This window comes from Limibacillus halophilus (assembly GCF_014191775.1).
Classification (GTDB): Bacteria; Pseudomonadota; Alphaproteobacteria; order Kiloniellales; family CECT-8803; genus Limibacillus; species Limibacillus halophilus.
Genome location: NZ_JACHXA010000002.1, coordinates 560,132 through 573,255, shown reverse-complemented (window position 1 = coordinate 573,255; position 13,124 = coordinate 560,132). Strand labels below are relative to the sequence as shown.

Sequence of the window (13,124 nt, the reverse complement as noted above, 5' to 3'; positions counted from 1 at the left end):
AGCCTCCCTTATAGGCGTATTGCTGCCCCCTATATTCTAGCATTGATATGGCAAGAAAAAGGCGTGAAGGCGCGGGGTGGCCGGATGTTGCAACATCCTTCGAGACGGTGACTGCGTCACCTCCTCAGGATGAAGGTGAGACGGAGAACAGCAAAGGGTTGAAGACCCCTCACCCTGAGGGGTCTTCAACCCCGCGCCATAACGCTCACCCTGAGGAGGGGTCGAACGACCCCGTCTCGAAGGGTGAGGAAGGCCAACAAGAGGCGCGGAGGGGCGAAGCCCCGACAGGGACAAGACAAAACCCCGTCTCGAAGGGTGGCGACGCTGGCAGCAGCGGCGCCGGTAGCCCCAGCCAAGCCGCAGCCAAACCGCAGGATGATCCAGTAATAGCCGATCCGCCTCAGTCCGATCCACCGGCTGCCTTTAAAGTGCTTAATCGCGTTCCTTGATCGGTGGCGGCGCGAAGGCGGTGATCGGCGGCAGCGGACCCTCGAACTTCTCGACCTCGACCAGGGTGCTATGGGCAGAGGGGCCTTGGCCCAAGCGAGAGGTGCCCTTGTCCCGGGTCAGGACATTTGGGTTGCCGTGCTTGCAAAGGCTGCCGACGACTCCTGGCTCCAGAGGGTCGTACCAGGCGCCGGTCGAAAGCTGTACAACGCCCGGCATCACTGTATCCGAGAGGATGATTCCAGCCAGGCAGGCGCCACGGTCGTTGAACACGCGTACGACATCGCCCTCGGACAGCCCGCGCGCCGCGGCGTCTATTGGATTCATGGTCATGGGTTCGCGGCCCTGTATTTTGCTCGCCCGGCTGACCGAGCCGGGGTCGAACTGACTGTGCAGCCGGGTCCTCGGCTGGTTGGAGACAAGATGCAGGGGATAGTGTTCTGCATCCGGCCCGCCCAGCCACTCGTATGGCTCCATCCAGGCGGGATGTCCGGGGCAATCGTCATAGTCGAAGCCGGCGATCCGTTCCGAGAATATCTCAATTTTTCCGCTCGGGGTCTCCAAGGGATTGCCCTCGGGGTCGTTGCGGAAGGACTCAAGCAATACCGGATGACGATCGGGATCGGGCAGCGTGATCATTTCGCGTGCGCGAAGCTCCTCCAAGCTGGGCAGTTCGAAATTCGCTTCGGCGGCACGTTGGCGCGCCTGGTCCCAAAGGTGACGCAGCCAGTCTTCGGGGCTGCGACCCTCAGTAAAGGTCTCACCCACGCCCAGCTTGTGGGCAAGCCCCGAGAAAATATCGTAGTCGTGGCGCGCATCGCCGACCGGCTCCACCGCCTGACGCATAGCGACGATCAAGGGCTCCCAATGGGTCATGGCGATGTCTTCGCGTTCCAACACCGTCGTAACCGGCAATACGATATCGGCGTGGCGGGCCATCGGCGTCCACCAGATTTCGTTGACGATAATGGTCTCCGGGCGCTGGAAGGCCGAGACCAGCTTGTTGATATCCTGATGATGGTGGAAGGGGTTGCCGCCAACCCAGTAGACCAATCGCAGGTCCGGATAGGTCGTGCGCCGGCCGTTGAAATCGTAGGGCTCGCCCGGATGCAAAAGGGCGTCGGAAATGCGGGCAACGGGAATGCCTTCGGCAATCGGGTTTTGACCTTGCGGAACGGCGGGAAACTTGAAGGGGAGAACCGGGTTTCCGATGCCGTTTTCGCTGCCGTAACCGATGCCGAAACCGCCGCCGGGCAGACCGATCTGACCCAACATCGCCGCCAGCACGATGGCCATCCAACCGGGCTGTTCGCCGTGATCGGCACGCTGCATCGACCAGGAAACCGTGATCATGGTGCGTTTGCCCGCCATGCGCCGGGCTAGGCTGCGGATCATCTCAGCCTCCAAGGCACAAATTCCGGCGGCCCAGTCCGCGTCCTTGGGTTGGCCGTCGCTCTGGCCTGTCAAATAGGGCAGGAAGCGGTCGAAGCCGGTACAATAGCGATCAAGGAAGGCCTGATCGTGTAATCCCTCGCTGTGAATCGTGTGCGCAAGCGCCAGCATCAATGCGGTGTCGCTATTTGGCCGCGCAGCGACCCAATCGGCGTCCAACAGGTCGATGGCATCGCTGCGCAGCGGCGAAACGGAGACAAATTGCGTGCCGTTTCGCTTGGCTGCCAACAGTGCCTCGCGGGTCGTGTGCCGACCAACGCCGCCCGAGGTTACCTGGGCATTCTTGATGGCCATGCCACCGAACATCACCATCAGCTCGCAATTCTCGACGATATGCGGCCAGGCCGTCGCCTGATTCAAGACAAGGCGGGCAAAGTGGCCGACCACGTGGGGCGAAATGGCGCTGACCGCCGCATAACTGTAAGTGTCGATGGAGGGCGTATAGCCGCCGATGCAGTTCAGGAAGCGGTGCACCTGGCTCTGCGCGTGATGAAAACGGCCGGCACTGCCCCAGCCATAGGATCCGCCGAATATCGCTTGGTTGCCGTGGGCCTTACGGACCCGGTCCAGCTCGCCCGAGGCGATTTCCAGAGCCTCATCCCAGGGAACGGCGACGAAGGGTTCGCGGCCGCGGCCACTGCGGTCGGAATCCTTACCCTTTTCCAAGAAGCCCTTGCGGATCATCGGCCGACCGACCCGCGTCGGATGCTCGACCATATCGACGATACCAGGGCCGATGACCGCGGGATCGGGATCGTCGGCATAGTCCCTGACGCCAACCACCTTGCCGCCGCGAACCTCCGCGTGATAGGTGCCCCAGTGGGTCGCGAAGGGTGTAACGCGAAGCTGACTGTCGTCTTCCATGGCCTTGATCCTGGTGGTTTAATAGATCTCCTATCTACTTAAAGTGCAACGCGCCCGCAATCCAGCGCTAAGCCGTCGCAGCGTGGTTCGGAATTCTTATTCCCCGGTATCAGTCTCACAACAATTTTCGGCTTGCTCCGACGGCAAACTTCCGTTCGTAATAAAAACATCATAAAACGTTAGCCAAGTGAGCTTCTTATAACGCTCCGTAAAACAGACCAGGGAGATACCCGATGAAGTTGCTTTTAATGGCGCTTGCCGCGCTGACCTTTCTTGTGAGCCCCGCGCGTGCCGAGTTCACGTTGGATAGCCGTTTCACGGACAGCGACGGTGACTTGATCGCCGATATTCCGAGCGATGCCTCTCAGCAGATCGATCCGGACACCTTGATCTTCGCTTACACACCGGTCGAGGATCCGGCTGTCTACGCCAAGGCTTGGTCGGACTTCTTGGCCCACATGGAAAGCGTAACCGGCAAGAAGGTGCAGTTCTTCCCGGTGCAGTCCAATGCCGCCCAGATCGAGGCGATGCGCGCCGGCCGCCTGCATATTGCAGGCTTCAATACCGGCTCGAATCCGCTGGCTGTCGCCTGTGCGGGCTTCCGGCCCTTCACCATGATGGCGAGCGCCGACGGCTCCTTCGGTTATGAGATGGAGATCATCACCTATCCCGGCTCCGGCATCACCAAGGTCGAGGACATCAAGGGCAAGAAGATGGCCTTTACGTCTGAGACTTCGAACTCTGGCTTTAAGGCGCCCTCGGCGATCCTGAAAGCCGACTACCAGTTCGTTGCCGGCACGGATTTCGAGCCTGTCTTCTCCGGCAAACACGATAACTCGATCCTGGGCGTCGCTAACAAAGACTATCCAGCGGCTGCCATCGCCAATTCGGTTCTGGCGCGCATGCTGGACCGTGATGTCGTCAAGGCCGAGCAGATCGTTTCGATCTACAAATCCCAAACCTTCCCGACGACCGGTTACGGCATAGCCTACAACCTGAAGCCGGAACTGCAGGAGAAGATCCAAGAGGCTTTCTTCTCCTTCAAGTGGGAGGGGTCATCTCTTGAAGAAGAGTTCGGCAAATCCGGCGAAGCGCAGTTCGTGCCGATCACCTTCAAGGACCATTGGGCCGTCATTCGCAAGATCGACGAAGCCAACGGTGTTTCTTACGCTTGTCAGTAAGACGCTTGATTTAGCTTTTTCGTCGTCTTTCCCGTGTTGGGAAAATCGGAACTTTAACGTACAGCGGTTCGCCGGACATTTGGTTATCCAAGTGTCCGGCGGCACGCGACGTTCATCCGGTTCCGTTTTTGGTACTTGCTTATCTGGAGATGCCCGGTGCTTAAGGTCGCCAATCTCTCAAAAACCTATAAGACCGGAGATAAAGCGCTCAGCGATGTTTCCTTCGAGGTCCCGTCCGGCGAAGTGGTCGGGTTGATTGGCCCCTCCGGCGCCGGCAAGTCTACCTTGATTCGCTGCGTAAACCGCTTGGTGGAGCCGACCGCGGGCAAGGTCTTCCTGGGCGATTTGGATATCACCTCGTTGCCGCGCAAGGAACTGCGCCGCGCCCGGCGCCGGATCGGTATGATCTTCCAGGAATACGCGTTGGTCGAGCGGCTGACCGTCATGGAGAACGTGCTTTCTGGCCGATTGGGTTATGTTCCTTTCTGGCGGTCGTTCACGCGACGTTTTAATCAATCCGACCTGGATAAGGCCTTCAAGCTCTTGGATCGTGTTGGCTTGTCCGATCAGGCCGAAAAGCGTGCCGATGCGCTGTCAGGCGGCCAGCGCCAGCGTGTTGGTATCGCACGGGCGTTGGAGCAAGACCCCGAGCTCCTGCTGGTGGATGAACCCACGGCATCGCTGGACCCCAAGACCTCGCGACAGATCATGCGGCTGATCGGCGAGATCTGCGCAGAGCGGGACCTGCCGGCCATCATCAATATTCATGACGTGATCCTGGCGCAGAACTTCACGCGCAGGATCATCGGCCTGCGGGCGGGGCAAGTGGTCTTCGACGGCCCGCCGGATGCGCTTGACGACAAGGTGCTGACCGAAATCTACGGCGAGGAGGACTGGACAGCGATGCGTAAGGCTGCGCACTCGGATGACCATGATGACGCCGCGCTGGTGAAGGAAGAACGTTTGGCGGGGCTGACTTGAGATGACAGACGCCGCCGTCAAACCGCGCCGTTGGAAGCGTCCGCCCGTACTGATCCAAGACGCTCGATGGCGCTTGGGAATATACAGTGGTGCGGTCATCTATCTTATCCTGGCGATCAGTTCCGTCGAGGTGAACTGGGTCCGTGTCTATGACGGACTGGAGCGAGGCTGGCGCTTCGTGCAGGGTTTCTTGGTTCCCGATTTCACGAGTCGTTGGTCGGATATCTCACAAGGGTTGGTCGAAAGCTTGACCATGACCGTAACGGCAACGGTCGTCGGCATTCTGATATCCGTTCCCATCGGCGTCGGGGCTGCGCGCAATCTGGCGCCGCGTCCCGTTTACTACGTTTGCCGCTCGATCATTGCGCTGTCGCGGGCCCTGCAGGAAATCATTATCGCCATTCTTTTTGTTGCAATGTTCGGTTTTGGTCCCTTCGCGGGGTTCTTGACCTTGTCGTTTGCCACCATTGGTTTTCTCGCCAAATTGCTGGCGGAGGATATCGAAGACATTGACGAGAGCCAGGCGGAAGCGGTTCGCTCGACCGGCGCAAGCTGGCTTCAGCTTGTGAATTACGCCATTCAACCGCAGGTCATGCCGCGTTTGATAGGCTTGTCGCTTTATCGTCTGGATATCAATTTCCGAGAGTCGGCGGTGATTGGAATCGTCGGGGCGGGCGGTATCGGCGCCACCTTGAACACGGCGATTGATCGTTACGAGTATGACTCGGCCGGCGCAATTTTGCTGATGATCATCGCTATCGTCATGGTGGCGGAATATTCCTCCGGCTTCGTTCGCAAGTGGGTGCAGTAATGCCGATTACAAAAACTTCCGATTCGGCTGTCTGGCGCAAGCGCACAACCTTGCAACAGTGGGCATTGTGGGGCGGTTGGTTCCTTCTCGTGGTCTTCTTTATCTTCTGTTGGCAGGTGATGACGAAGGACACGATCTGGTATTTTGTGGCCGATGCGCCGACCCAGGCCGCCGATTTGGGCGGACGGATGTTTCCGCCTCGCTGGTCTTACATCGACGTGCTTTGGGCCCCTCTGTGGGATACGCTTAATATCGCAACGCTGGGGACGCTCCTGGGCATCGCCATTGCTATTCCGGTGGCCTTTCTGGCTGCCAGAAACACGACACCCAGCGTCCTTTTCGTACGACCGATAGCGCTTTTCATCATTGTGTCGTCGCGTTCGATCAACTCGCTGATATGGGCTCTGTTGCTGGTGGCGATCATAGGTCCGGGGATTCTGGCGGGAATCGTCGCCATCGGCCTTAGGTCGATCGGCTTTGTCGCTAAGCTCCTTTATGAGGCGATTGAGGAGATAGACGAGACTCAGGTCGAGGCGATCTCTGCGACCGGCGCATCTGCCGCACAGGTCGTGGACTACGCTATTGTGCCTCAGGTGTTGCCAGCGTTCTTCGGCATTTCGGTGTTTCGGTGGGATATCAACATCCGAGAGTCGACGATTCTGGGCTTGGTCGGCGCCGGAGGCATTGGCCTCCAACTTCAGGCATCGCTGAATGTACTGGCCTGGCCGCAAGTAACCATGATTTTCATCGTTATCCTTGGAACCGTGGTGTTGAGCGAATGGGTGTCCGCGAAGGTTCGCCACGCGATCATTTAGGCCCCCGGCATCTTTCTTCGTTGTTGATCGCACCATTAGTTCGGCAAGATTGTTCCCTTGTCGGCACTTGGGAGGGTGTACTTCATGTCCGGTAATGCTGTGGCAAGCCATGATGTGCTGGAAAACGTCTGGATAGAGATGGACGACGGCTGCCGGCTAGCGGCGCGCATCTGGCGCCCGCGCGGCGCCGATGTGGCACCCGTTCCGGCAATTCTTGAGTTCCTCCCTTACCGCAAGCGCGATGGCACCGCGCAGCGTGACGAAACCAATTATCCGACCTTTGCCCAAGCCGGATATGCCGGTGTGCGTGTTGATATGCGTGGCAACGGCGAATCGGACGGCCTGATGACCGACGAGTACACGCAGCAGGAGTGGGATGATGCTGTCGCGGTCATCCACTGGATTGCGGCGCAACCTTGGTGCAGCGGCAAGGTCGGCATGATGGGAATCTCGTGGGGCGGCTTCAACGCCCTGCAGGTAGCGGCGTTGGCGCCCGAACCCTTAAAGGCTGTGATAGCGCTCTCCACGACAGTGGATCGTTACAACGATGATATCCATTACAAGAACGGCTGCCTTCTAAACAGCAACCTCAGCTGGGCTGCTTCGATGCTGTCGCGTAGCTCCCGCCCGCCCGATCCTTTGTTGGTTGGGGAGCGTTGGCGCGAGATGTGGCGCGAAAGGTTGGAGAACCTACCGCCGTTGGTCGCGATTTGGTTCGGTCATCCGCACCGTGATGCCTACTGGAAGCACGGCTCCATCTGTGAGGACTATGGTGCCTTGAAAGCCGCAGCCTTGGTGATAGGTGGGTGGGCCGACGGTTACAAGAATGCGCCGCCGGCTGCTGTGGCGGGCCTTGGAGGCGTTGCCAAGGCCATCAACGGCCCGTGGATTCACAAGTATCCCCATTTCGCCTATCCCCACCCGCGCATCGATTTTTTCGCTGAGGCGCTGCGTTGGTGGGACCGCTGGCTCAAGGAGGAAGACAACGGCGCGGAAAGCCTGCCCGCCTATCGTGCCTATATCACGCAAGCCGTTCGACCGACACGCTGGCGCGAAAGAGACCCTGGACGTTGGGTCGGAGAGCAGACTTGGCCCTCCGACAACATTGAACCGTTTAGCCTGTTCCTTAACCGGGATGGCAGCCTGTCTGATGAAGGTGGCAGCCAGGTTTCGGTGTCATTGAAGTCACCTCAGGATCTGGGGCTGGAATGCGGGGAGTACTTCTCAGTCGCACCTGATGGTCAGTTGCCCGGCGACCAGCGGATCGATGGCGGCGGGTCTCTTCTGTTCCAGTCTGATGTTTTGGTTGCGCCCTTGGAGATTCTGGGGCGACCGTTTCTCACCCTGAAGGTCGCAATCGACGCCGCAGTCGGTAATCTGATCATTCGACTGATCGATTTGGCGCCGGACGGTGCGGCACACCGCGTTTCATGGGGTGTCCTCAATCTCACGCACCGGCGCGGCAATGAAACGCCGGAGCCAATGGTCCCCGGTCAAGTCGAAGACCTACAGATCGTGCTTGATGAATGCGGGCATCGCTTTTTGGCGGGGCATCGTTTGCAACTGGCAATCTCCACCGCCTACTGGCCTCTCATTCAACCGCCGCCGACGGCCGTAACCGCAACGCTGGAGTTAGGTGCGGCGGCGCGTCTGACCTTGCCCTGTCGCACCGTTTGCGATGATCGCTATGACTTCGAAGAGCCCGAACTTCCGCCTGTTCCAACTTACAAAATTTGTGAGCCCAAGCAGAACCGGCGCTGGATTGAACGCGACCTCAATAGCAACGTGACCCGATACTGTATCCTGGAGGACAGCGGCGTGGAGGAGTTGCCGGACCACGGGTTGCTGCAGCAAGAGGTGCGTCGGGAAACCTGGTCGATTTCTCCGGAGGATCCGACAACGGCTACTGCGGATCTGCATTTCACGAGCTGGCGCAAGCGCGGCGACTGGGAGGTCCGTACCGAGATTCAAGTTGAGGCTACGACCGACGGTGAGCTTTTCGTCTTCGATACAACCTTGGAGGCCTACGAAGGCGATCGCGAAGTCTTGGTGCGGCGTTGGCGCGATACGATACCTCGCTTGCTTCTTTAGGTATCCGAATTGAGTCAGGCCGTCTCGCCCAGAAGAAGATTGTTACGATACGTGACGGCGGTGTAATATTTCTGTAATAATTTTGCCGCGAAACCGATAGAGTTCGGATTCTAAAAAGGCAAATCAACGAAATTCACCACAGGGAAGAGGTCTTCTGACATGAAATTATCTCATCGTAGTTTGCTGGGGGGAGCATTCACCGCCCTGGCCATGTCCATGATGCTCAGCACCGCCGCCAAAGCGGAGGCGTTGACCGTCTATACGGCCATCGAAGCCGAGGACTTGCAGAAATATGCCGAGCGCTTCAACGCGGCCCATCCGGATATCGAAGTTAAGTGGGTGCGCGATTCGACGGGCATCATCACGGCCAAGCTTTTGGCTGAGAAGGACAATGCCCAAGCCGATGTAATTTGGGGCTTGGCCGCTACGTCGCTGCTTCTGATGAAGAGTGAGGGCATGCTTGAGCCCTACGCGCCCAAGGGTGTGGAAAAGCTCGATCCAAAATTCCGGGATAAAGCCAATCCGCCGGCTTGGGTGGGCATGGACGCCTGGGTCGCGGCCATCTGCTTCAACACCGTCGAAGGCGAGAAGAACGGCCTGCCGGTTCCCACATCTTGGGAAGATCTGACCAAGCCGGTCTATCAGGGTCACGTTTCCATGCCGAACCCGAACTCTTCGGGCACGGGCTTCCTGGACGTTTCCAGCTGGCTCCAGATGTTCGGCGAAGATGGTGGCTGGGCCTATATGGACAAGCTCCATGAAAACATCCGCTACTACACGCACTCCGGCTCCAAGCCCTGCAAGGACGCTGCTCGCGGCGAAATCGCCATCGGCGTGTCCTTCGCCTTCCGTGGCGCGAAGTCCAAAGCCGAGGGCGCCCCGCTTGAGGTTGTGATTCCTTCCGAGGGTATCGGTTGGGACATGGAAGCGGCGGCAATCGTTAAGGGTACGGATCACATGGACGCCGCCAAGACGCTCATGGACTGGCTCATTACCGAAGACGCGATGAAGATGTACAACGAAGGCTATGCCGTCGTCGGCATCCCCTCGCTGGCCAAGCCGGTCGAGCATTTCCCAGACGGTATCCTGGAAGCCATGATCGACAACGACTTCGAGTTCGCTGCTCGTAATCGCGAGCGGATTCTGAAGGAATGGCAGACGCGCTACGACAGCAAGTCGGAGCCCAAGAGCTGAGTATAGCGAAAGGGGACCGTCGGTTCTCAACGTGACAGCCAGGGGGCGCCTGTTCGCAGGCGTCCCCGCCATTCATTTCTTAACGCCGGAACCTCAGGAGCGGAATACATGGCCGTAGCCGAAACCGCAGGTATGAGTAAAGCAAAACTCTCCACACAAGAACCCTTCCTGCGCATCGAAAATGTCATAAAACGCTTCGGAGAGTTCGTTGCACTTAAAGAAATCTCGCTGGAGATATACCCCGGCGAATTCGTTTGTTTTCTCGGTCCTTCCGGTTGTGGAAAGACGACCCTTCTGCGGGCGATAGCCGGGCTCGACATTCAAAGCGAAGGGCGCATCTATCAAAATGGCGAGGATATTTCCGCGTTGCCGCCCAGCGAGCGGGATTTCGGCATCGTGTTCCAGTCTTACGCTCTGTTCCCCAACCTGACGGTCTCGAAGAATGTGGCCTATGGGTTGGAGAATCGCCGCATGCCGCGCCAGGAAGTGCAGCGGCGTGTTACCGAGCTTTTGGAGTTGGTCGGGCTGCCCGATCAAGGGGACAAATACCCAGCACAGCTTTCCGGCGGCCAGCAACAGCGCGTCGCCTTGGCGCGCGCCCTGGCGCCTTCGCCGAATCTGCTGCTGCTCGACGAGCCGCTTTCGGCACTCGATGCGAAGGTTCGCACGCACCTGCGCCACGAGATCAAGCTATTGCAGCGCGAGCTTGGCGTGACCACGGCGATGGTGACACACGATCAGGAAGAAGCTCTGACCATGGCAGACCGCATCGTCGTGATGAACCACGGCGTCATTGAGCAGGTCGGGACGCCTGAGCAGATTTATCGGGAGCCTGAGTCCGCTTTTGTAGCCGATTTCATCGGCGCCATGAATTTCCTGACCGGAGAAGTCACCGGCCAAGATAGCATTACGATCGAAGGTCGCCAGTTGCGCTGCGAGACCGGCGAATTAGCGGTTGGTAAGGCCGTAACCTTGGCGTTGCGCCCGGAAGAGGTTGAAGTCCAAACCGACACCGGCGCGCAGGACAACAGCCTTGATCTGAAGATTGTCTACCATGAGTTCCTGGGGCCGGTGGTGCGCCTGCACCTGGGGTGGGAAGTCGGGCAAGCGCCGCTGTTGCGCCTTGAATTGCCTGCAGAACAAACGCGGGCGGATTCCCTGAAGAACGGCGCGCCTTTGACCGTTCGCTTGCCGGCGCGTGGCCTGAGGATATTCGGACGAGGCGAGCGATGACTGCGTCGGACCCAGCAGTAGCCTTGCAGCCTGCGCGCCCGTCGAGCGGTCCGATCAAGGCGAAAGTCAGTCGCGACGACTGGATGATGCGCGGGCTGATAATGGTCATTGGCCTCTATCTTCTGATAACCCTGGCCTTTCCCCTCTATGCGATGATGTCGCGCTCTGTCGAGGTTTACGATTTCCGCTTCGATGCGGTGATGATCGAATTTGAGGAAGATGGTCAGTGGATTGACAAGGGCACGGCGGCGGACTGGGTGGAACGCCTGAGCCAGCCAATCAATAACGGACTGCTGCCGACCGCACGTACACGCATCGCCGCGTCTGAATTTCTTTTGAAATCGGAGCGCCAGGGCATCGACGCTTTTCGGTTCACCGACACGACCGAAGAGGGAGGGACGCTTCTCTATGACGGTAACCTGACCGAATCCGGACAGACATTGGAAGTCGGGCGCGGCGATCTTTCCCGTGTTTTCTTGCGCCCCATGCCGCAACTCGGCGCGCGGAACTACCAGATCTACTTCCAGACACCGACGTTGCGTCTGTCGATAGTCAACAGCCTTTTCATTGCCAGCCTGACAACCATCATTACGGTGTCGCTGGCATTCTTTTTTGCTTACGCGCTAACGCGAAGCTGCATGCCCTTCAAGGGGCTGTTCCGCGTGATTGCCCTTGTTCCCATTCTGGTTCCTTCGCTGCTTCCCGGCATTGGGCTTGTCTACCTGTTTGGTAATCAGGGGATGATCAAGGAAATGCTGATGGGGGAGTCGATCTACGGCCCCATTGGCATCGTCATAGCATCGGTCTTTTATACCTTTCCGCATGCCTTGATCATCATCCTGGTAGCCTTGTCGATCGCCGATGCCAGGCTCTATGAAGCTGCGATCGCCCTTCGGGCCTCCAAACTGAAGACGTTTTTCACCGTGACCCTGCCCGGTGCGCGCTACGGTTTGGTTTCTGCAGCTTTTGTGGTTTTCAACCTGGTGATCACCGACTTCGGCGTGCCCAAGGTTATCGGTGGCCAGTACAACGTGCTGGCGCTGGACATCTACAAACAGGTTGTCGGCCAGCAGAACTTCGAAATGGGCGCCGTGGTCTCGGTCGTTCTGCTGTTCCCCGCGGTCTTGGCTTTTGCCATTGATCGCTCCATGCAGCGTCGCCAGGTGGCGCTGCTCTCGGCACGCGCCGTTCCCTATTCGCCCAAGAAAAGCAGGCTCTTCGATTTATCCATGTTCGGTTACTGCACGTTTGTGGGACTCTTCATCATGGGTCTTCTGGCGGTCTGCCAGTATGCCGCGTTGGTGAAGTTCTATCCCTATAACCTGGAATTGGGCCTGAAGAATTATCAGTTTGGACGCATGGATGGCGGCGGTTGGGGTTCCTACCTGAACTCAATTCGTCTTGCGCTTTACACCAGTATTTTTGGAACCGCGGTGGTTTTCATCGGTGCTTATGTCGTTGAAAAAGGCCGCGGGTTCCAGTTCGGGCGCTCCAGTTTTCAATTCCTCGCAATGATGCCGATGGCGGTGCCGGGTATGGTTTTGGGACTGGCCTATGTGTTCTTTTTCAATGATCCAGACAATCCGTTAAACGCGCTCTATGGCAGCATGACCATCCTGGTGATCTGTACGATCACCCACTTTTATACCGTGTCGCACCTGACGGCCGTCACCGCGCTCAAACAGATGGATGCCGAGTTCGAGTCCGTTTCGGCTTCATTGAAACAGCCGTTTTACCGAACGTTTGCGCGTGTGACGGTACCGGTTTGCTTGCCCGCGATTCTCGATATTTCGATCTATCTGTTCGTCAACGCCATGACCACTGTGTCCGCTGTCGTCTTCCTCTATTCGCCCGATACCACGCTGGCATCCATCGCCATGTTGAACATGGATGACGCCGGTGATATCGCACCGGCGGCGGCCATGGGGATGATGATCTTCTATACCAACGCCTGCGTTCGATTGATGCACGCGGGTTTGACGCATGGCTTGATTGGCAAGACGCAAGCTTGGCGGCGCGCCTAGAGTGCCCAAGCCCATGTTTCGTATTGGCGGG

9 protein-coding genes are annotated in these 13,124 nt (G+C 58.3%); 8 read left to right on the top strand and 1 reads right to left on the bottom strand.

What is annotated here, in order from left to right; translation table 11 throughout:
- Positions 1-432 precede the first annotated feature (432 nt).
- Positions 433-2,763 (bottom strand): molybdopterin guanine dinucleotide-containing S/N-oxide reductase, encoded by a 2,331-nt coding sequence (locus FHR98_RS05810; protein WP_183415681.1) that lies wholly within the window; start codon positions 2,761-2,763, stop codon positions 433-435.
- Between the two features lie 233 nt (positions 2,764-2,996).
- Here FHR98_RS05810 and phnD point away from each other — a divergent pair, with 233 nt between their 5' ends.
- The 8 genes from phnD (at position 2,997) to FHR98_RS05770 (ending at position 13,093) form a co-directional block, all read left to right on the top strand.
- Complete coding sequence (gene phnD, locus FHR98_RS05805) at positions 2,997-3,944, top strand: phosphate/phosphite/phosphonate ABC transporter substrate-binding protein (RefSeq protein WP_183415680.1); 948 nt, start codon at positions 2,997-2,999, stop codon at positions 3,942-3,944.
- A gap of 156 nt (positions 3,945-4,100) precedes the next feature.
- Entirely contained in the window at positions 4,101-4,925 is an 825-nt protein-coding gene (phnC, locus tag FHR98_RS05800; RefSeq protein ID WP_183415679.1) for a phosphonate ABC transporter ATP-binding protein, read from the top strand.
- 1 nt (position 4,926) lies between these two features.
- A complete protein-coding gene (phnE, locus tag FHR98_RS05795; RefSeq protein ID WP_183415678.1) occupies positions 4,927-5,736 on the top strand; it encodes a phosphonate ABC transporter, permease protein PhnE in 810 nt (269 codons plus the stop codon).
- Positions 5,736-6,551, top strand: coding sequence for a phosphonate ABC transporter, permease protein PhnE (gene phnE / locus FHR98_RS05790; RefSeq protein ID WP_183415677.1), 816 nt, complete (start codon positions 5,736-5,738; stop codon positions 6,549-6,551). Before phnE (FHR98_RS05795) ends, phnE (FHR98_RS05790) begins: the two co-directional genes overlap by 1 nt.
- An 84-nt stretch (positions 6,552-6,635) precedes the next feature.
- Positions 6,636-8,642 carry a CocE/NonD family hydrolase gene (locus FHR98_RS05785; RefSeq protein WP_183415676.1) on the top strand — a complete coding sequence of 669 codons (2,007 nt, stop codon included), beginning with the start codon at positions 6,636-6,638 and terminating at the stop codon, positions 8,640-8,642.
- A 159-nt stretch (positions 8,643-8,801) separates the two neighbouring features.
- On the top strand, positions 8,802-9,836 hold the full coding sequence (locus FHR98_RS05780) for a putative 2-aminoethylphosphonate ABC transporter substrate-binding protein (RefSeq protein ID WP_183415675.1): 1,035 nt from the start codon (positions 8,802-8,804) through the stop codon (positions 9,834-9,836).
- 108 nt (positions 9,837-9,944) lie between these two features.
- Positions 9,945-11,069 (top strand): putative 2-aminoethylphosphonate ABC transporter ATP-binding protein, encoded by a 1,125-nt coding sequence (locus tag FHR98_RS05775; RefSeq protein WP_221205736.1) that lies wholly within the window; start codon positions 9,945-9,947, stop codon positions 11,067-11,069.
- Complete coding sequence (locus tag FHR98_RS05770; RefSeq protein ID WP_183415674.1) at positions 11,066-13,093, top strand: putative 2-aminoethylphosphonate ABC transporter permease subunit; 2,028 nt, start codon at positions 11,066-11,068, stop codon at positions 13,091-13,093. Before FHR98_RS05775 ends, FHR98_RS05770 begins: the two co-directional genes overlap by 4 nt.
- The last annotated feature ends 31 nt before the right edge of the window (positions 13,094-13,124 follow it).

What these genes read in the sequence shown, in the direction of transcription:
- FHR98_RS05810 (WP_183415681.1), bottom strand. Translation starts at nt 2,763, where the DNA reads ATGGAAGACGACAGTCAGCTTCGCGTTACACCCTTCGCGACCCACTGG.
- phnD (WP_183415680.1), top strand. Translation starts at nt 2,997, where the DNA reads ATGAAGTTGCTTTTAATGGCGCTTGCCGCGCTGACCTTTCTTGTGAGC.
- phnE (WP_183415678.1), top strand. Translation starts at nt 4,927, where the DNA reads ATGACAGACGCCGCCGTCAAACCGCGCCGTTGGAAGCGTCCGCCCGTA.
- phnE (WP_183415677.1), top strand. Translation starts at nt 5,736, where the DNA reads ATGCCGATTACAAAAACTTCCGATTCGGCTGTCTGGCGCAAGCGCACA.
- FHR98_RS05785 (WP_183415676.1), top strand. Translation starts at nt 6,636, where the DNA reads ATGTCCGGTAATGCTGTGGCAAGCCATGATGTGCTGGAAAACGTCTGG.
- FHR98_RS05780 (WP_183415675.1), top strand. Translation starts at nt 8,802, where the DNA reads ATGAAATTATCTCATCGTAGTTTGCTGGGGGGAGCATTCACCGCCCTG.
- FHR98_RS05775 (WP_221205736.1), top strand. Translation starts at nt 9,945, where the DNA reads ATGGCCGTAGCCGAAACCGCAGGTATGAGTAAAGCAAAACTCTCCACA.
- FHR98_RS05770 (WP_183415674.1), top strand. Translation starts at nt 11,066, where the DNA reads ATGACTGCGTCGGACCCAGCAGTAGCCTTGCAGCCTGCGCGCCCGTCG.